A 20,261-nucleotide genomic window follows, 5' to 3' on the forward strand; every position below is an offset into this window, starting at 1 on the left:
CAACTCTTGACCTTGACGTAGCGTCAACTTGCAAGCTGGTTGCACCGCCTCGACAGGGAAGGAGTTCAGGTCATGGGAACGGGCACCCGGACCGGTGAATGGTCCATTCAGGATCTGGCCAAGGCGGCCGGTACCACCAGCCGCACGCTGCGCCACTACGGCGAGCTGGGGCTGTTGCCGCCGAGCCGGATCGGGACCAACGGGTACCGCTACTACGACCAGAACTCCCTCGTGCGGTTGCAACGCATCCTGCTGCTGCGAGAACTCGGCCTCGGCCTACCGGTCATCGGCGACGTCCTCGCGGGTCAACAGGACACCACCGCTGCACTGCACACGCATCTGGAACTGCTTCGGCAGGAACAGGATCGGATCCGGCGTCGGATCGAGTCGGTGAACTCCACGCTGCAGAAAATGGAAAGAGGTGAAAAGCTCGTGGCAGCAGAAGTTTTCGACGGGTTCGACCACACCCAATACAAGGACGAGGTCATCGAGCGGTGGGGCAAGGACGCCTACGAGAGCGGTGACCGGTGGTGGCGTTCGTTGAGCGCGGGCGACAAGCAGGCCTTCCAGCAGGCCCAGCTCGATATCGCGGCCGACTTCGGTCGGGCACGTGCGGCCGGTCTCGACCCCAGTAGCGATGAGGTGCAGGCCATCACCCAGCGCCACTACGACTGGGTGACCGGCGGCTCGCACGGCAAGCGCCCTGGCGCCGACCATTTCGCCGGCCTCGGCGAGATGTACGTCGCCGACCCGCGATTCGCGGCGAACTACGACGTGCACGGCGAGGGCACCGCAGAGCTCATCCGTGACGCCATGCGGATCTACGCGGACCGCAACCTCCGGTAGCCGCGCACGGTGCCGACGCATCGTTGTTTCGACGACGCCCGCACGGGGAACCTCCCGCGTGCGGGCGTCTTCCGCTGGCTGCCTTTCGGCGCCACACGGTAGAGTTCCGCCGACATCGAGAGGGGGGAATTCCCATGAGCTATCCATATGGTCATCCGGGTCAGGGTCAACCCGGGTACCCCGCGCAGCACGGGTACGCACCACCGCCCGGGTACGGCGCGCCACCTGCATACGGCCAGCCGCCGGGCTACGGCTACCCGCCGCAGCCTCAGCAATCGGCAAGCGGCGGAACCGGTATCACGGCAGGCATTCTCGCGATGATCTGCGGTGCTTTCTACATCTGGGGCATCTTCCGAGCGGTGCAGCTGACCAACCAACTGGGCGCACCGGTGGTGAGTGGGGCTCGCCGCCGCGGCGGCAGCAGCAGCGGATCCCACAGCGATATCGACATCGACCTCGATCTGTCGCAGAACGCCGCCGACATCTCGCTGTGGGTGACCGGGTTCATCGCCTTCCTCATGCTGCTCGGCGGCCTGCTGCTGTTGTGCCGCACCAAATTCGGCCGGGTCACGGTCATCATCGCCAGCGTGCTCGCCCTGCTGAACCTGGCGTGGGCGATCAGTCTGATCGGCGCGATGGTCGGGCAGATGTTCGTCGACATCGCCCTGGTAGCCGCCGTCTTGATCCTGGCTTCCCTCGGCGCCACCGGTCGCTGGATCCGCGCCCCCCGCACCCTGGCCGTCGCCGCGCCGATGTACGGGCAGTACCCCTACCAGTGAGCGGACCCATCGCCACCTGATCGGACAGCCTGCTCGAGCCGCCCTGAGTAGGCGGCTCGAGCACGTCCGTCGAAGGGCCGCGACGAGCTGTCCCGATGGCCCGCCTGTGACAACCCGCCGACGCCGGCATCCGTGTACCCCTACGCCTGACGCAAGCGGCGGATCCTGACGGTCATCAACGGGACCCTGATCAGCTGAGCCGCGCGTCACACCGTCCGCCGGTTTCGCGGACCGTCCGATCCGATCGACGACTAGCGAAATTCCGCTGCCCGATCCGTGAAACCAGTGGCAGAACGCCCGCTGCGCCCGCAGCCCGTGACTCGACCGGGACCTCACGCCGAAGTCCGATACTCTGGGCTCCCGTGACCGTCGCATCATCGCCCTTCGACCTGATCGTCGTCGGCTCCGGCTTCTTCGGGCTGACCGTTGCCGAACGCACCGCCACGCAGCTCGGCAAGCGGGTGCTGGTGCTGGATCGCCGCTACCACCTCGGCGGCAATGCCTACTCGGAGCCCGAGCCGGAAACCGGTATCGAGATCCACAAGTACGGCGCGCACCTGTTCCACACCTCGAACAAGAAGGTGTGGGATTACGTCACCCAGTTCACCGAGTTCACCGGCTACCAGCACCGCGTCTTCGCGCTGCACAAGGGCCAGGCCTACCAGTTCCCGATGGGACTCGGCCTGATCTCGCAGTTCTTCGGCCGCTACTTCACCCCCGAAGAGGCCAAGGCGATGATCGCCGAGCAGGCCGCCGAGGTGGAGACCGCGGACGCGCAGAACCTCGAGGAGAAGGCGATCTCGCTGATCGGCCGCCCGCTCTACGAGGCGTTCGTGCGCGACTACACCGCCAAGCAGTGGCAGACCGACCCGAAGGAACTGCCCGCGGGCAATATCACCAGGCTCCCGGTCCGGTACACCTTCGACAACCGCTATTTCAACGATACCTACGAGGGCCTGCCCAAGCAGGGGTACACGAAGTGGCTGGAGAACATGGCCGCCTCCGACCTCATCGAGGTGCGCCTGGACACCGACTGGTTCGACGTGCGTGACGAGATCCGCGCCACCAGCCCGGACGCTCCCGTCGTCTACACCGGCCCGCTGGACCGCTACTTCGACTACGCCGAGGGCGAGCTGGGCTGGCGCACGATCGACTTCGAGACCGAAGTCCTCGAGACCGGCGACTTCCAGGGCACATCGGTGATGAACTACAACGACGCCGATGCCCCCTACACCCGCATCATCGAGCCGCGCCATTTCCACCCCGAGCGCGACTACCCGACGGACAAGACGGTCATCATGCGCGAGTTCTCCCGTTTCGCGCAGACCGGCGACGAGCCGTACTACCCGATCAACACGCCGGAGGACCGCGCGAAGCTGCTGGCCTACCGTGAGCGTGCCAAGAACGAAACCGCAACGGCCAAGGTCGTTTTCGGTGGCCGACTGGGTACCTACCAGTACCTGGACATGCATATGGCCATCGGAAGCGCGCTGAGCATGTTCGACAATGTGCTCAGGCCGCATCTGGAATCGGGCGCGCCACTCGTCGACGGCGAGCAGGCGTAGGTGCGCACCGCACTCACCTCCGGCCACGCGACCACAGGGAACGAATGACCTCGCAACCGATTCTGGAAGAGATGACGACCGAGACCCGAGCGAAGGCGTTGCTACAGCGCATCATCCTGCCTCGGCCGGGTGAACCGCTGGACGTGCGGACCCTCTACCTGGAGGAATCGCCGACCAACGCCCGTCGCGCGCACGCGCCGACCCGCACCTCGCTGTCGATCGGCGCGGAGTCGGAGGTGTCGTTCTGCACCTACTTCAACGCGCTGCCCGCCAGCTACTGGCGCCGCTGGAGCATCCTGGCCTCGGTGGTGCTGCGGCTGGAACTGGCCGGTCACGGCCGCGTCGACGTCTACCGCTCCAAGGCCGACGGTTCCCGCATCCACGTGCAGGGCCGGGAGTTCGCCGTCGAGCCGGGCACCGATTCGGTGTTCGTGGAGTTCGAGACCGAGCTGGCCCCGTTCGAGGACGGCGGCTGGATCTGGTTCGACATCACCACCGACACCGCGGTCACCCTGCTGGCCGGCGGCTGGTACGCCCCGGTCGAGGCGCCCGGTGACGGCAGCATCGCGGTCGGTATGCCGACCTTCAACCGTCCGACCGACGCGGTGAAGACGCTCGAGGCGCTCGGTTCCGACCCGCTGGTGCTCGATCAGATGAAGGCCGTGATCATCCCCGATCAGGGCAATCGCAAGGTCGTCGACGAACCCGGTTTCGCCGAGGCCGCGGCCGTGCTCGGCGATCGGCTCGCCATCCACGACCAGCCCAATCTCGGTGGTTCCGGCGGCTACAGCCGGGTCATGTACGAGGCGCTGAAGACCACCGACGCGCAGTACATCGTCTACATGGACGACGACATCGAGATCGAACCCGATTCGATCCTGCGCTCGCTGGCCTTCGCCCGGTTCGCCAAATCGCCGATCCTGGTCGGCGGTCAGATGCTCAACCTGCAGGAACGCTCGCATCTGCACACCATGGGCGAGGTCGTCGACCGCGGCATCTTCATGTGGACCGCGGCGCCGAATGTCGAGTACGACCACGATTTCTCCAAGTACCCGCTGCGCGACCGCGACAATTCCAAGCTGCTGCACCGGCGTATCGACGTCGACTTCAACGGCTGGTGGACCTGCGTCATCCCGCGTCAGGTCGCCGAGGAGATCGGCCAGCCGCTGCCGTTGTTCCTGAAGTGGGACGACGTCGAGTACGGTCTGCGCGCCCGCGTGGCCGGCTACCCGACCGTCACCCTGCCCGGCGCGGCGGTATGGCATATGGCCTGGTCCGACAAGGACGACGCCATCGACTGGCAGGCCTACTTCCACCTGCGCAACCGCCTGGTCGTCGCCTCGCTGCATCTGCCGGGCGACGGCAAGCCGATGATCGTGAACACGGTCAAGGCCACCCTCAAGCACCTGCTGTGCCTCGAGTACTCCACGGTCGCCATCCAGAACGAGGCGATCCGCGACTTCCTCGCCGGGCCGGAAGGCCTGTTCGACCTGCTGCCGAGTGCCCTCGGCAAGATCCACGCGATGCGCAAGGAGTACCCGGACGCCGTGGTGCTTCCATCGTCGACGGCACTGCCGCTGCCGAGCCACCACAGCGTCGGCGCGGTCGGCGAGCCGGGCAATCCGCTCGCCAAGGTGGCGCGCCTGGCCAAGGGCGTGGTGCACAACTTCCGCAAGGCCGATCCGGTCAACCATGAGACCCCGCAGCTGAACGTGCCGACGCTGGATGCGCGGTGGTTCCTGCTCTCCCAGGTCGACGGCGTCACCGTGACGACCGCCGACGGCCGCGGCGTCGTCTACCGCAAGCGTGATCCGCGCAAGGCCGCCGCCCTGTTCAAGGAAGCGATGCGGCTGCGCAAAGAGCTCACCGCCCGCTTCCCGGAGATGCAGCAGCGTTACCGGGCCGCGCATGCCGAGCTGACCAGCGCGGCGGCCTGGGAGCAGACCTTCGGCGTCAGCCAGAACGGAACCGAGAAGAAGTGAACGCGATGAACCCGAGCCTGCCCCAGGTCGAGCTGGTCGACGAGGGCTGCGGTGGCGAGTGCGCCTGCAGTGGCGAGTACGTGGAGGTGCCGCGCGAGGTCGCGATCATCAACGCTGTGCAGGCCACCATCGGCGCCAACCCCGCCGTGGTCTCGGCGGCGCGCGGGATGTCGCACTTCGGTGAGCACGCGCTCGGCTGGGTCGGTATCGCCGCGGCGGGTTGGCTCGTCGACAAGCCGCGGCGCAGGCAGTGGGCCGGAGTCGCGGTCGGCGCGGTCGGCGCGCACGCAGCATCGATCGTGATCAAGCGGGTGGTGCGCCGTCCACGCCCGAACGATCCATCGGTGCAGGTCAACGTGTCGACACCGAGCAAATTGAGCTTCCCGTCCTCGCATGCGACCTCCACCGCGGCCGCTGCGGTGTTGCTCGGCAGATTGACCGGGCTACCCTTGCCTGCGGTGCTCGTCCCTCCGATGGTGCTGTCCCGGGTGGTCCTCGGGGTGCACTATCCCTCGGACGTGCTCGCCGGTTCCGCGCTCGGTGCGGCCTCCGCCGCCGCACTGCTCGGGACCGAGAAGCGACTCGCGTCGCGACGTGAGCGACGACGGGCCCGCAAACAGTGACCACGAACGAAAAGGCCTTGGTTGAGATGAGTGAAGAGCCGACCGGTGCCGATCTGGCCGAAGCCGTCGTCAAGGGCCCGCCCAAGACGCTGGGCGGGGGCCTGATCAAGGCCGTTCGGCCGCGTCAGTGGGTCAAGAACGTCCTGGTGCTGGCCGCGCCGCTGGCCGCGGGCCCCGACGTACTCAGCGATGCCTCGGTCCTCGGGCACGTCGCGATCGCCTTCGTCGTGTTCTGCATGGCGGCCTCCGGTATCTATCTGGTCAACGACTCGATGGACGTCGAGGCCGACCGCGCCCACCCGACCAAGCGCTACCGCCCGATCGCCGCAGGCGTGGTGCCGGTGAACCTGGCCTACATGCTCGCGGTCGTGCTGCTGACCGGTTCGATCCTCGGCTCGCTGCTGGCGTCGTGGCAGCTCGCGGTCGTGATGGCGGTCTACATCGGCATCCAGCTCGCCTACTGCTTCGGGCTCAAGCACCAGGCCGTGCTCGACATCTGCATCGTGTCCTCGGGCTTCCTGCTGCGCGCCGTCGCCGGTGGCGCGGCGGCCGATATCGGTCTGTCGCAGTGGTTCCTGCTGATCATGGCTTTCGGCTCACTGTTCATGGCGGCGGGTAAGCGCTACGCCGAACTGCAGATCGCGCTGGGTACCGGCGCCAAGATCCGCAAGTCGCTCGAGTACTACACCCCCACCTATCTGCGCTTCATCTGGACTCTCGCCGCGACCGCGGTCGTGGTGTTCTATGGACTCTGGGCGTTCGAGCAGGGCGAGGCCAATGACACGAATTGGTACGCCATCTCGATGATTCCCTTTACCATCGCAATCCTGCGGTACGCGGTCGACGTCGATGGCGGCGAGGCCGGCGAACCCGAAGAGATCGCACTGGGGGATCGGATCCTCCAGTTCCTCGCAATCGCCTGGATCGGAGCGGTAGGTGTCGCTGTCTATCTCACCTGACGAGATGCTGGTAGCGGGAGTGGAGGGAACCGAATACGCGGAGCGGGCGGCTGCCGAGGAGCAGACCGCCCCGGCTTCGCGTTTCACCCGACTATCCCGGGCCACATTCGTCGGTGGGGTGGTGCTCACCGCCGCACTGTTCGCGATCGGCGGCTGGCAACGCCGCTGGATCGCCGACGACGGCCTGATCGTGCTGCGCACCGTGCGCAACCTGCTCGCGGGCAACGGCCCGGTGTTCAACGCGGGCGAACGGGTCGAAACCAACACCAGTACCGCATGGACCTACATCGTCTGGTTCTTCAGCTGGCTCACCCAGGCGCGCCTGGAATACGTGGTACTCGGTGTCGCGATGACGTTGTCGGTGCTGGCGATCGTGTTCGCCATGCTCGGCGCGGCGCGGCTGTGGGGCGGTACGTCCTCGGCGTTGCTGCTGCCCGCGGGGGCGCTGGTCTATATCGCGGTGCCGCCCGCGCGTGATTATGTGACCTCCGGCCTGGAGAGCGGCCTGGTCATCGCCTGGCTCGGCCTGCTGTTCTGGCTGATGGTGCGGTGGAGTCAGGCCGAACGGGTGCGGGTGCCCGCGCTGTTCGGGCTGGTGTTCCTCGCCGGGCTCGCTCCGCTGATCCGTCCGGAGATGACGCTGGTCGGCGGCCTGGCACTGATGATGATCTTCCTCGCGCCGATGCCCGAATCGCGGCTGCGCCCGAGCATGCTGCGGCTGATCATCGTCGCGGTGGCAGGGCTGCTGCCGCTGGGCTACCAGATCTGGCGGATGGGTTACTACGGTCTGCCGTACCCGAACACCGCCGTGGCCAAGGACGCCGGTGGCGCCAAATGGGAGCAGGGCTTCACCTATCTGTGGGATCTGGTCGGTCCGTACTCCCTGTGGGTGCCGCTGCTGATTCTGCTGCTCGCCGGGATCGTGGCGGCTCGAGCCGGTCGAGCCGGTGCAGGCAAGGTCGCCGCCGCCGCGGAGGATTCCGAAGAGGCCGGCGTCCGCTGGACGGCCCGGTTGCGTACCTGGCTGCGTTCGCCCGCCGCGGTCGTCACGCTCATGCTCGGCAGCGGCGTCATCCTGACGGTCTACGCGCTGCGCGTCGGCGGTGACTTCATGCACGGCCGGATGCTGCTGTCGCAACTGTTCTGCTTGCTCGCCCCCGTCGCGGTGCTGCCGGTGCGCCTGCCCGAGGGCGGGCTGCGCTCGATCTCCGCCGGTAGCGCCGCCTTCGCCGCCACCTCGCTCGCGCTCGTCGGCACGGTGGTGTGGTCGCTGTTCGCCATGGGCACGACCGCGATCACGACCGGCACCAAGATCAGCTCGTCCGGCATCGTCGACGAGCGCGTCTACTACGTGCTCAACACCGGCCACGATCATCCGATCCTGGCCGAGGACTACCTCGATTACGCCAGGATGCGGCCGATGGTCAACGACATCATGGCCAACCCCAACGGCGGGCTGCTGCTCAATTCGCCGTCGTTCATGTTCTGGTACGTCGCCCCTCCGCCGCAGCCCATCCCCGAGGACGGCGCCGGTCATACGGTCTACTTCCTGAACCTGGGCATGACCAGCATGAACGTCCCGCTGGACGTGCGGGTGATCGATCCGATGGGTCTGGCGTATCCGCTGGCCGCGCACACCGACCGGCTCGAGGACGGCCGCATCGGCCACGACAAGAGCCTGTTCCCGGACTGGGTCATCGTCGACACCGGCATGGTCGACCAGAAGCCGTGGATGCCCTGGTACCTGGACGAGAAATGGGTGACGCAGGCCAGGGTCGCGATGTCGTGCCCGCAGACCCACGCGCTGATGGTCTCCTACCGGGACGAGCTGACATGGGATCGGTTCAAGCACAACCTCCGCAATGCGCTGAGCTTCGCGAAGTACCGTATTGATCGGGTGCCCAAGTACGAGATCCAGCGTTGCGGGTTGGTCGATCCCTACCCACAGCCACCGCGCTGAGTGCGTTGTCCAGTGCGCCGTGAACAAAGCGGCGTGCCTCACTTTGTCTCTTTTTGATAACGCTCCGGCATAGGTCACGGGTTAGGCTGCCGTGGTACCCCGTCGTGCTCTGTCCGAAACGTGGGCGTGGGCACGGCGGCACCAACGAACGCGGCGACCCGCCGCATGACGAAAGGCCGAGAACACATGCGAGGCGTGATCGCGCGCAGAGCGCACGGTGGCCGACCGGGAGTCCGAAGAGCCGGGTCCTGGTTGAAGCGATCGATGCTCATGTCGCTGGCAGTGCTGCTACCGCTCGGGGCGTCGGTGGCAGGCCCCGGCGCGACGGCGTCGGCAGCATTCAACCCCGCCGGAATCGACTTCTGGGTCGATTCGGAGATGGGGCCGATCAAGTCCCGCGTCTTCCGCGCCGCGGACGGCAACACCGGCCGGGTCGTGTACGCCCTGGACGGTATGCGGGCTCGTGGCGACCTGAACGGCTGGGAGATCGAGACCGAGGTCGTCCGTGAGCTGACCAAGTGGAACATCAACGTGGTCATGCCCGTCGGCGGCCCGTCGAGCTTCTACGCCGACTGGAACGGGCCGAGTGACTTCCTCGGTCTCAACACCGGTTCGGCGGGCTCGTCCTCAGGTTCGTCGTCCGGTTCGGCCGCGACCGGCTCGTCGGGCTGGACCGAGACCCTCGGCAAGACCAACACCTACAAGTGGGAAACCTTCCTCACCAAGCACCTGCGCTGGGCGCTGCGTGACCGGCTCGGGTTCAACCCGAACAACAACGGTGTCTTCGGCCTGTCGATGGGTGGCAGCGCCGCCCTGACCCTTGCCGCCTACCACCCGGATCAGTTCAGCTTCGCCGGCTCCTACTCCGGTTACCTGAACAATTCCGCGCCCGGTATGCGCGAGGCACTGCGCATGGCCATGCTGAGCGCGGGCGGCTACAACATCGACGCCATGGCACCGCCGTGGGGTCCGCAGTGGCTGCGGATGGATCCGTTCGTCTTCGCGCCGCGGCTCAAGGACAACAACACCCGTCTGTGGATCGCCGCCGGTAGCGGTCTGCCCGGTCCGGCCGACGCCACCGCGCCGCTGGACATGATCCAGGGCATGCCGCTCGAGGCGCTGGCACTGGTCAACACCCGGGCCTTCCAGGTCCGGATGATGTCGCTGGGTGCGGGCAACGTGACCTACAGCTTCCCGCCCGTCGGAGTGCACAACTGGCGGAACTGGGAGTCCGAGGTCTACCGGATGATCCCCGATATGTCGGCACACATCGGCTGATAGCAACAGCTCGATCACCAGGCCGCCCGGCGCATCACGCGCCGGGCGGCCTGTTCGTTCACCAGGGCGTCCTCGGTCTACTCGGCAACGAATGTGCATACGGAAGGCTCCGCGAGTTGTGTGATGGATCACCATCCAGCAACATGGAGGCATTCATTGTCGATTGATACATCAGGAACATGCACACAGGTGGGCGCGCTCCAAGATCGTCGAGCGCGATCACCCGGTGTCCGATGAGGGGGCCGGTTTCGTAGCCATACGATTGCTGACCGGCTGTCCAGGCGAAAGGTCTAGTCGAATGCGAAGTGCGCGCAGGCCCGGTAGATCGGTGCGGTCCGGCTCATGGGTGAAGCGTGCGGCGATAGGAGTCGCCGCGGCGATGCTCGTCCCCATGGGGGTTTCGATAGCCGGTCCGGCTGCGCCCGCCTCGGCGGCGTTCAACCCGTCCGGGTTCGATTTCTGGGTCGATTCCGGGATGGGCCCGATCAAATCGCGCATCTTCCGCGCCAAGGACGGCAACACCAACCGCGTGGTCTATGCCCTCGACGGTCTTCGCGCCCCCGAGACGCTGAGCGGCTGGGAGATCGATACCAATGTCGCGCAGCTGCTGACGGACTGGAACATCAATGTCGTCATGCCGGTCGGTGGTATGTCCAGCTTCTACGCCGACTGGAATGCGCCGAGCAGTTTCGCAGGCATACCGCCGGGCACCGGGTCGTCCTCGGGTTCCGGTGCGCTCAACGCGCTCGCCGCGGGTCCGGGTAAGAGTTATCGGTACCAGTGGGAATCCTTCCTGACCCAGAATCTGCGCTGGGCCCTGCGCGACCGGCTCGGCTTCAATCCGAACCGCAATGGCGTATTCGGTTTGTCGATGGGTGGCAGTGCGGCGCTGACGCTGGCCGCGTATCACCCGGATCAGTTCAGCTTCGCCGGTTCGTACTCGGGCTACTTGAATATCTCCGCGCCCGGTATGCGTGAGGCGATCCGGATGGCCATGCTCGACGCAGGTGGCTACAACGTCGACTCGATGGCGCCGCCGTGGGGCCCGCAGTGGCTGCGGATGGACCCGTTCGTGTTCGCTCCGCTGCTGCGTGACCACAACACCCGCCTGTGGATCTCTGCGGGCAGCGGTTTGCCGGGTCCGACGGACGGGCCCACCGCGGGCACCGTCAACGGTATGGCGCTCGAGGCGCTGGCCCTGGCCAACACCCGCGCCTTCCAGATCAGGATGGCGACGCTGGGTGCCAACAACGTGGTCTATTCGTTCCCGAACGTCGGTATTCACGCCTGGTCTTACTGGGCCGAAGAGGTGGCTCGGATGACGCCGGACCTGTCGGCGCATATCGGCTGAGCCGCACATTCGACAGGGCCCTGTCCGGCACGCCGACCACGGGTGTCCGGGCAGGGCCCGAATTCATGTTGTCCGGCTATTTCCGGCGCATTTATACCGCTATTCCTCGAATCGATGTGCGAAGTTCGAAGTACGCGGGAAAGTTGCCCGGATCGATGCCGTGCGGAGTTCGCCCCGGTCCGTTCATGATCACTTCATCCGGCGTGCCGATGCGTTCGGCCGGGCGTTGGTGATCTTGGTGCGCCACCGTTGATTTGGGATAACGAACAAATAATGTGGTCCGCCGCGACATCAACGACGGGACACGGTAGTGTCACCGCACGATCACCGATTGTCGCGGGCGGATTTCGGCCACCACTTCAACCCCGGTCTTGCTAAGGATTCGGGGGTCGAATATCGTCCAGCGAGCATCAGTGTGACCAGATCGTTGTAGCGCCGTCGACGGCTGTACCGGAAGGTCGGGATTCGGGTACAGGCACCGGCGGCGTCTCGTTGACACAGAACGGGTGTCGTCCGCGGACCGCGGGTTGGCTCCACAACAGCAGAAAGAGAGCAGGATTCATGCGTTTCGGCAGGGCGGCCGCCCCGAAGAGGGCCACGGGACGGCGAGGCGCGCCTCGCAGTTGGCGTAACCGGATTCTGGCCGTCGGCGCCGCTACGTTAGCGCTGCCGATCGCCGCAGGCGTGGCCGCTCCGACCGCCATGGCGGCTCCGGTGCACGGCCCGGCCCTGCGCGCGCCCGCCGGTGGTTACGAGGAACTGATGGTTCCGTCCAGCATGGGTCCGATCAAGGTCCAGGTGCAGTGGGCCAAGCGTGGCGGCAACGCGGCGCTCTACCTGCTCGACGGCCTGCGCGCCCGCGACGACCGCAACGCCTGGTCGTTCGAGACCAACGCGATGGAGCAGTTCGGCAACGACAACATCACCCTGGTGATGCCGGTCGGCGGCCAGTCCAGCTTCTACGCCGACTGGTACTCCCCGTCCAACACCAACGGTCAGAAGACCACCTACAAGTGGGAAACCTTCCTGACCCGCGAGCTGCCGACCTTCCTCGAGGGTTACGGCGTCTCCCGCACCAACAACGTGGTCGCAGGCCTGTCCATGGGTGGCAGCGCCGCCCTGGCCTTGGCCGCCTACCACCGCGACCAGTTCAAGGCCGCCGCGTCCTATTCCGGCTACCTGAACATCTCCGCGCCCGGTATGCGCGAGGCCATCCGCATCGCGATGCTTGACGCCGGCCGCTACAACGTCGACTCGATGGCCGCGCCGTGGAGCCCGGCCTGGCTGCGGATGGACCCGTTCGTGTTCGCGCCGCAGCTGAAGGGTCTGCCGATGTACATCTCGGCGGCCAGCGGCCTGCCCGGCCAGCACGACAACCCGAACTCCGCGATCGGCGTGTTCAACACCGGTAACGCGATGGCCCTCGAGGCGCTGTCGCTGGTGAACACCCGCGCTTTCCAGGCTCGCCTCGGCAAGCTGGGCATCCCGGCCCACTTCGACTTCCCGGCCTCGGGTACCCACAGCTGGAAGTACTGGGAGGGTCAGCTCTTCGCCTCCCGCAAGATGTTCCTGGACGCCACCGGCGCCTGGTGATCATCGGTCACTGAAGCACTCGGGCGCCGCCCGCTTTCCCAGGGAAGCGGGCGGCGCTTTTTTGTTCGAGCGCAGGTCGATGATCGGGCGCGCGGGCGGGATGCGCTGGCGCCGAGGGCGAAACCAAATGGTTTGCTCTGGGCGCGTCCTCCCGGGAACACCGGACCCACCGGGGTACAAACATCCATGTGGTAGGTATTTCGCGCGGTCGGCGGGGCAGCGGCGGACGGTTCGACCGGCAGCCGCGCTCGATCCTGCCCGCGCTCGCCACCGGCCTGGTGCTGCCCCTGGCCGCCGGGCTCTCGCTCGCGCAGGCGCCCGCTCAGGCGCAGCCCGCCGTCACCGCGGCGGCGCCGGCCACCTTGCGCAACGTCATCTGGTTGACCGACCGCCATGTCGAACTGTGGGTGAACTCGCCGGCCATGGGCGCGCCGATCCAGGTCCGGCTGCTGCTGGCCAGGGACTGGAACACCAGGCCCGACGCGAGGTTCCCTGTGCTGTACATGCTCGACGGACTGCGCGCCACCGAGCAGGTCAGCGGCTGGATCCAGGACGCGGGCGCGGTCGATTTCTTCGCCGACAAGAACGTCACCGTGGTGCTGCCGGTAGGCGGGCAGTCCAGCTTCTATTCCGACTGGCTCGAGCCGAACAACGGCAAGAACTACAAGTGGGAGACCTTCCTGACCAAGGAGCTCCCACCGCTGCTCGAGGGCCAATGGCGGGCCACGAATGTGCGTGGCATGGAGGGCCTTTCGATGGGCGGGACGGCCGCCATGTTTCTGGCCGCGCGCAACCGTGACTTCCTGAAGTACGCCGCCTCGTACTCAGGGTTCCTCACCACGACCACGTTGGGTATGCCGCAGGCGATCAATTTCGCCATGCGCGATGCCGGTGGCTACGACTCGGCCGCGATGTGGGGTCCGCCGACCAACCCGCTGTGGGAGGAGCACGACCCGTATCTGCTGGCGGAGAAGCTGAAGGGAGTCAGCCTCTATGTGTCGAGCGGGTCCGGTGCGACGGGACCCTTCGACGCGCCCGGCGGCATCGTGCCGGGCATCAGCACCAACCTCGCCGGTATGGGTCTGGAGATCCTGTCCCGGATGTCGTCGCAGAATTTTGTCACCAAGCTCGGGGACCTGAGTATCCCGGTGCAGGTGAACTACCGTGCCTCCGGTACTCATTCGTGGCCGTACTGGGATTTCGAGATGCGTCAGTCCTGGCCGCATGCCGCCGCCGCGCTCGGCGTGGAAGCCGACAAGCCCGCCTGCGAGGTAGGCGGCGCCATCGGCCCGGTCCTGGCGGGCAACGGCTGGCTCGGCGATTGCCTGACCGGCGAGTACCCGGTGAACGGCGGTGTGGCCCAGGACTTCCGGCATGGGCGGGTGCTGTTCTCGAAAGACGGTGGGGCGCATCCGGTCGCGGGCATGATCGGCGGTGGCTACCAGGCCGCTGCGGGCCCCGCCGGTGTGCTCGGCCTGCCGACGGGCCCGGAGCGCGGCCTGCCCGACGGACGCGGCAGATTGCAGCCGTTCCAGCATGGTTCGCTCTATTGGACACCGCAGACCGGCGCCCAGGTGGTGCGCGGCGCGATTCTCGAGGAGTGGGGCAAGCAGGGGTTCGAGGGCGGTCCCGCAGGCTATCCGGTCGGCCCCGAGATCAAGACGCCCAACCGTGACGGTGCGGTGCAGGGTTTCGAGGGCGGCCCGATGTATTTCAGTCCCGCCACCGGCGTGCACCGGGTCGAGGGTCTGATCCTCGGCAAGTACGCCGAGATGGGCTTCGAGAACAGCTGGCTCGGCTTCCCGGCCGCTGCGGAACAGCCGGTGAAGGATCTCGGCCGCTACAGCCGCTTCGAGGGCGGCAATGTCTATTGGAGCCCGCTCTCGGGCGCCTGGGCGGTGCGCAACGGCCCGATCATGGACGCCTGGCGCGATGCGGGCTTCGAGAACGGCCGCCTCGGCTTCCCGATCAGCGACGAGTTCGCCATCCCCGGCGGCGTCCAGCAGAACTTCCAGGCCGGATTCATCACCGTCCGCGACGGCAAGACCGAAGTCCACCCCTGATCGCGGCGGCAAGTGCGCAGTCCTTCGCCGCCCACGTAGGCAGGTAGGTGCGGTTGCACTGCGGCCTGTGTCATATGCCACACTTCCGAGCCGAGCGGCCGTATTCGCGACTGGGTACTACCCTCGGTGTTCGCCCCCCAAGGAAACCTCAGAGGTTTGCGGCCCGTTTCGTGGATCCGAGGTCGCTGCGCAAGCCGAAGGCGAGCAGCGGCCGGAAACACCAGACATCAGGGCCCGCAAACCCCGCCGCGCCAGCGGCCAATAACTAAGGATTTTCATGTTTCGGACCCGTGGCAAGGTAGTCGGCGTTGCGGTGGCGATCGCCGCAGCCGGGTTGCTCACCGCTTGCGGTGACAACGATTCGACGGCGTCGAGCACGCCAACGCTGACCCCCTCCACGTCGGCGGCTGCGCAGGCGACCGGATCCGCAACGGCTGCGCCCGCGCCGGAGGGTGAGTCCGCTCCGCCCGCGGCGCCGAGCCCGGAAGCAACTCCGGAGGCTGCGCCGCAAGAGCGCCCGGCGCCGGTGCCTGCGGAAGACCTTCCGCCCGCCGAGACCGCGGACCTCGGTGACAAGGAGAAGAAGCTCATCGAGGAGCTGAACAAGCAGGGCGTCAACCCGTCCAACCCGGCAGACGCGGTCACCATCGCCAACTATGTCTGTGGCGCCGTCGCGGCGGGCAAGCCCGACGCCGAGATTGCGATTTACGCGAACGCGATGGCGGGCGCGGATCCGGCGTTCGATCCGTCCAAGATGCCTGTTGAGCAGGCCGGACAGATCTACATCAACGTCTCGAAGCAGACGTACTGTCAGTGAGCGCGCGTCGCGGGTCGAGATCCCGCCGGTCCAGGCCGGTGGGATGTCTGGTGCTGCTCGCCCTGGCAGTGCTGGTAGTCGTCGTGGTGGTGCTGGCGTGGTATCTGCTCGCGGGGCGTTTACGCGAACCCGAGCCGGGTCCCAAGCCGCCACCCGAGCGGCCGACCAGCCAGCCTGCGAGCTGCCCTGACGTGCAGATGATTTCGGTGCCGGGCACCTGGGAGTCGAGCAGCAACGACGATCCGCACAATCCGACCGCGAACCCGGCCTCGCTGATGTTGAACATCACCGGGCCGTTGAACGAACAGTTCCCGGCCGAGCGGCTCGATATCTACACCGTCCCCTACGTCGCGCAGTTCTCCAATCCGATCGCGCTGCCCCCGGACGGCCAGCAGTCCTACAACAACAGCCGTTCCGAAGGCACCCGGCGGATGGTCGACGCGCTCACTGCCCGGCACGCCGAATGCCCGCTGACCTCGTACGTGTTCGCCGGGTTCTCCCAGGGTGCGGTGATAGCGGGCGATATCGCGGCCCAGGTCGGCGCGGGTAACGGACCGATTCCGGCCGATCTGTTGCTCGGGGTGACGTTGATCGCCGACGGCCGCCGCACCGGCGAGACCGGGCCGGGTCAGCCGACCCAGATCGGGCCCGTTCCGGCGGGTGTCGGCGCCGAAGTGGCGCTGGCCGGGCTCAATGTCCCCGGAATCACCATGACGGGTCCGCGACCGGGCGGGTTCGGCACGGTCACCGATCGCACCTACACGATCTGCTCGCCGGGCGATCTGATCTGCGACGCACCGCGTGATGCGCTGCGGCCGACGAACATCTTCGGCAGCCTGAGCACGCTGATCGGCGCGGTCGGCAATCCGGTGCACAGTCTCTACAACGGTTTTGTGGTCGATCCCAATGGCACGACTGCGACGCAGTGGACCGTCAACTGGGCAAACGGCCTGATCGAGGCGGCGCCGCAGCCGCCGCATTCGTGAGGTCCTCCCAACGTCGGACGGGGCGTCCGGTGGCCACCGTCAGGCTGTAAAGTGCGCTGATGATCGCGCGCCAGCCCCCGCTCCGGCGGCGGGCCCGCGCAGGCAATGTCCGATAGCCAGGAGCATGAGTTCATGACTGAAGCCGCCGCACCGGCTGGTGAGTTGAGCGCGCTGGGTTCGCCGCTGCGTCCGTTCCGCTTCGCGGCTGCGGGTGAGGGAAACAAGCAAGAGGGCGGAGCCCGCAAGTTCATCCAGACGGCGCAGCAGGCCGAGGAGTACGGCTTCGACACCTTCGTCGTCCCCGATCACCTCGGCGACCAGGTCGGCCCGATCGCCGCGCTCGGCGCGCTGTCGCAGGCCACCGAGCGGATTCGGCTGGGCACCTCGGTGCTCGCGAACGGTTTCCGCAACCCGGTGGTGCTCGCCAAGGACCTCGCCACCATCGACGTGCTGTCCAAGGGCAGGCTCGAGGTCGGGGTCGGCGCGGGCTGGAAGGCCGACGAGCATCTGGCCGCGGGCCTGGACTACGACTCCCCTGGAGTACGCCTCGCCAAGCTGGACGAGGCGTTGAGCATCCTTGACGTGTTGTTGCGCGGTCAGGAATGCACCTTCGAGGGCAAGTACTACCAGGTGCGTGGCATCAAGGGCACCCCGCGACCGCGGCAGGGACCGCGTCCGCCGATCTGCACCGGCGGCGGTGGTCCCAAGATGCTGCGGCTGGCCGCCAAGCATGCCGATATCGTCTCTGTCGTTCCGGTCACCACCAAGAACGGCACGGGTCTGCTCTCCGGTATCACCATGGAGAAGACCCTGGAGAAGGTGAATCTGATCAAGGAGGCCGCCGGTGAGCGCTTCGATCAGATCGAGCTGAACTGGGCGATCACCGCGATCGTCATCACCGACGACCGGGAGAAGACCGCAGAGATGGCGCTGGCCGCCATCGATCGTGGCCTGCACCCCGACCTCGAGGTCGACGTGAAGCTCTCGGTCGAGGAGCTCTTGAACTCGCCCTACGTGGCCATCGGTTCGTTCGAGGAAATCGCCGACCAGATCCGCCGGGTGCGTCAACTCACAGGGATGTCCTATGTGGGCGTGTTCCCCACCCAGATGGATGCGTTCGCACCGGTGATTCCCTTGCTGCGGGACGAGTGAGTAGCTCTTCTCTGTAACATGTCTCTGGTTTGAGAACATCTAGCCGATAGGCGGTCACCGCGCAGACCGCAACAAAAAAACTGCAGGGCCGGCTCGGTGCAGACCGAGCTCCCGCGGGCGAAAGCGAGTCGGGGCCTCACAGGGAACAGCGGCGAATGTCGTCGTCTGGCTGCGTGTGCCTCGGAGGAGAAGGAATGGACGAGACTTTCGACGATTACCTGGACGAAAGCGGGAATATCACAATTCCCGAAGATCGGACCCTGGTCGATCACGTCGAGAAGCACACACGCAATGACGCGAACACGCTCGCGTACCGCTACATCGATTACTCGCGCGAGCGAGACGGTGAGGTGCACGAGCTGACGTGGCAGCAGTTCGGGGTGCGCCTGCGCGCGGTGGCCGCCCGCCTGCAGCAGGTGACCAACCCGGGCGACCGGGTCGCGATCCTCGCCCCGCAGGGCCTCGACTATGTGATCTCCTTCTTCGCCGCCATCTACGCGGGCAACATCTCGGTGCCGCTGTTCGATCCCGACGAGCCCGGTCACACCGACCGGCTGCACGCCGTGCTCGGTGACTGCGAACCGTCGGCCATCCTCACCGCGAGCTCCTCCGCGGCCGGGGTGCGTCAGTTCTTCCGTGCGCTGCCGGCCGCTCAGCGTCCGCGCATCATCGCCGTCGACGCCATTCCCGACAGTGTCGGCGAGAGCTGGGTGCGCCCGGACATCGCCGTCGACGACATCGCCTACCTGCAGTACACCTCGGGTTCGACCCGGGTCCCGGCCGGTGTGGAGATCACCCACCGCGCCGTCGGCACCAACCTGCTGCAGATGGTCGACGCGATCAACCTGGACTGGAATTCCCGCGGCGTCACCTGGCTGCCGCTGTTCCACGACATGGGCCTGCTGACGGTGATCCTGCCCGCGGTCGGCGGAAAGTACATCACCATCATGTCGCCGACCGCGTTCGTGCGGCGTCCGTACCGCTGGATCAAGGAGCTGGCTGCGGTCGCCGACGGCGCCGGTACCTTCGCGGCCGCCCCGAACTTCGCCTTCGAGCACGCCGCCGCGCGTGGCCTGCCGAAGGATGGCGAATCGCTGGATCTTTCCAACGTCATCGGCCTGATCAACGGCAGCGAGCCGGTCACCACCTCCTCGATGAAGAAGTTCAACGAGGCCTTCGCGCCGTACGGTCTGCCCAAGACCGCGATCAAGCCCTGCTACGGCATGGCCGAGGCGACGCTGTTCGTCTCCGCGACCAAGGCCGAGGACGAGGCCAAGGTCATCTACGTCGATCGCGACGAGCTCAACGCGGGCCGCATCGTCAAGGTCGATCCGGGCGCGGAGAACGCCATCGCGCAGGTGTCCTGCGGTTATGTGGCGCTGTCGCAGTGGGCCGTGATCGTGGACCCGGACACCGTCGAATCCGACGGCGGCGGCCACGAGCTGGCCGACGGCCGGGTCGGCGAGATCTGGCTGCACGGCAACAACATGGGCATCGGCTACTGGGGCCGCCCGGACGAGACCGCGGCGACCTTCCAGAACAAGCTCACCGAACGTCAGGGCGAGAGCCACGCCGAGGGCTCCGACGCCGACGGCAACTGGATGCGTACCGGCGATTACGGCGTCTACTTCGACGGCGAGCTCTACATCACCGGCCGCGTCAAGGACCTGGTCATCGTCGACGGGCGCAACCACTACCCGCAGGACCTCGAGTACTCCGCGCAGGAGGCGAGCAAGGCTCTGCGTCCCGGTTTCGTGGCCGCGTTCTCGGTGCCCGCCAACCAGTTGCCCCCCGAGGTATTCGCCCAGGGCAGCCACTCCGGGCTCAAGTTCGACGCCGATGACGCCTCGGAGCAGCTCGTCGTCGTCGCCGAGCGTGGCCCTGGCGCCGGTAAAGCCGATCCGCTGCCGATTGCCGACGCGGTACGCGCTGCCGTCGCGCAGCGGCACGGCGTGACCGTCCGCGACTTGCTGCTGGTGCCCGCGGGTTCCATCCCGCGCACTTCCAGCGGCAAGATCGCCCGTCGCGCCTGCAAGGCCGAGTACATCGGGGGAACATTGCGGGGTGGCTACACCCAGCAAGCCTTCCCGGATGCCCCGGAGGTTTGAGTTGTCCGGCCCGTCGCGGTGTGAGCCGCGGCGGGCCGAGTGCCCTGCCGGCCTCCGGTAGCCCTCGCTGAAACAGCAGCGGGGTCGCTCACCGATATGGCTGTTCGAGAGACTTCGTGTTCGACCGATTGATGCCCGCCCGCTGGGCGTCGTAGACAGATGGGCGACGGTGCCCATTCGCCGCCGCGCCCAGCGCGCT

15 protein-coding genes are annotated in these 20,261 nt (G+C 66.8%); all 15 read left to right on the top strand.

What is annotated here, in order from left to right:
• Positions 1 to 72: 72 nt before the first annotated feature.
• Positions 73 to 846: a MerR family transcriptional regulator gene (locus ACFXNW_RS02255; protein WP_379415268.1), complete on the top strand. Its 774-nt coding sequence runs from the start codon at positions 73 to 75 to the stop codon at positions 844 to 846.
• A 134-nt stretch (positions 847 to 980) separates the two neighbouring features.
• Positions 981 to 1,625 (top strand): hypothetical protein, encoded by a 645-nt coding sequence (locus ACFXNW_RS02260; RefSeq protein ID WP_379415269.1) that lies wholly within the window; start codon positions 981 to 983, stop codon positions 1,623 to 1,625.
• Positions 1,626 to 1,987: 362 nt separating this feature from the next.
• Positions 1,988 to 3,190, top strand: a complete 1,203-nt coding sequence (gene glf / locus ACFXNW_RS02265; protein WP_379415270.1) for a UDP-galactopyranose mutase — start codon at positions 1,988 to 1,990, stop codon at positions 3,188 to 3,190.
• Positions 3,191 to 3,234: 44 nt separating this feature from the next.
• Positions 3,235 to 5,172: a glycosyltransferase gene (locus tag ACFXNW_RS02270; RefSeq protein ID WP_379415271.1), complete on the top strand. Its 1,938-nt coding sequence runs from the start codon at positions 3,235 to 3,237 to the stop codon at positions 5,170 to 5,172.
• Positions 5,173 to 5,177: 5 nt separating this feature from the next.
• Positions 5,178 to 5,795, top strand: a complete 618-nt coding sequence (locus tag ACFXNW_RS02275; protein WP_379415272.1) for a phosphatase PAP2 family protein — start codon at positions 5,178 to 5,180, stop codon at positions 5,793 to 5,795.
• Positions 5,796 to 5,821: 26 nt separating this feature from the next.
• Positions 5,822 to 6,754 carry a decaprenyl-phosphate phosphoribosyltransferase gene (locus ACFXNW_RS02280; protein ID WP_379415273.1) on the top strand — a complete coding sequence of 311 codons (933 nt, stop codon included), beginning with the start codon at positions 5,822 to 5,824 and terminating at the stop codon, positions 6,752 to 6,754.
• A 4-nt stretch (positions 6,755 to 6,758) separates the two neighbouring features.
• Positions 6,759 to 8,714 carry a flagellar motor control protein ZomB gene (zomB, locus tag ACFXNW_RS02285; protein ID WP_379416253.1) on the top strand — a complete coding sequence of 652 codons (1,956 nt, stop codon included), beginning with the start codon at positions 6,759 to 6,761 and terminating at the stop codon, positions 8,712 to 8,714.
• Positions 8,715 to 8,900: 186 nt separating this feature from the next.
• Positions 8,901 to 9,992: an alpha/beta hydrolase gene (locus ACFXNW_RS02290; protein WP_379415275.1), complete on the top strand. Its 1,092-nt coding sequence runs from the start codon at positions 8,901 to 8,903 to the stop codon at positions 9,990 to 9,992.
• A gap of 298 nt (positions 9,993 to 10,290) precedes the next feature.
• Positions 10,291 to 11,343: an alpha/beta hydrolase gene (locus ACFXNW_RS02295; protein ID WP_379415276.1), complete on the top strand. Its 1,053-nt coding sequence runs from the start codon at positions 10,291 to 10,293 to the stop codon at positions 11,341 to 11,343.
• 561 nt (positions 11,344 to 11,904) lie between these two features.
• The gene (locus ACFXNW_RS02300) at positions 11,905 to 12,936 is read left to right on the top strand and encodes an alpha/beta hydrolase (RefSeq protein ID WP_379415277.1); all 1,032 of its coding nucleotides are present in this window, start codon (positions 11,905 to 11,907) and stop codon (positions 12,934 to 12,936) included.
• Between the two features lie 188 nt (positions 12,937 to 13,124).
• Positions 13,125 to 14,999: an alpha/beta hydrolase-fold protein gene (locus ACFXNW_RS02305; protein WP_379415278.1), complete on the top strand. Its 1,875-nt coding sequence runs from the start codon at positions 13,125 to 13,127 to the stop codon at positions 14,997 to 14,999.
• A 277-nt stretch (positions 15,000 to 15,276) separates the two neighbouring features.
• Positions 15,277 to 15,816, top strand: a complete 540-nt coding sequence (locus ACFXNW_RS02310; RefSeq protein WP_379415280.1) for a DUF732 domain-containing protein — start codon at positions 15,277 to 15,279, stop codon at positions 15,814 to 15,816.
• Positions 15,813 to 16,802 carry a cutinase family protein gene (locus tag ACFXNW_RS02315; RefSeq protein ID WP_379415281.1) on the top strand — a complete coding sequence of 330 codons (990 nt, stop codon included), beginning with the start codon at positions 15,813 to 15,815 and terminating at the stop codon, positions 16,800 to 16,802. Before ACFXNW_RS02310 ends, ACFXNW_RS02315 begins: the two co-directional genes overlap by 4 nt.
• Positions 16,803 to 16,934: 132 nt before the next feature.
• Positions 16,935 to 17,954 (top strand): LLM class F420-dependent oxidoreductase, encoded by a 1,020-nt coding sequence (locus tag ACFXNW_RS02320; RefSeq protein WP_379415283.1) that lies wholly within the window; start codon positions 16,935 to 16,937, stop codon positions 17,952 to 17,954.
• 194 nt (positions 17,955 to 18,148) lie between these two features.
• Positions 18,149 to 20,062: a long-chain-fatty-acid--AMP ligase FadD32 gene (gene fadD32, locus ACFXNW_RS02325; protein WP_379415285.1), complete on the top strand. Its 1,914-nt coding sequence runs from the start codon at positions 18,149 to 18,151 to the stop codon at positions 20,060 to 20,062.
• Positions 20,063 to 20,261: the final 199 nt, after the last annotated feature.

It is taken from the genome of Nocardia sp. NPDC059180 (genome assembly GCF_042754945.1).
Classification (GTDB): Bacteria; Actinomycetota; Actinomycetes; order Mycobacteriales; family Mycobacteriaceae; genus Nocardia.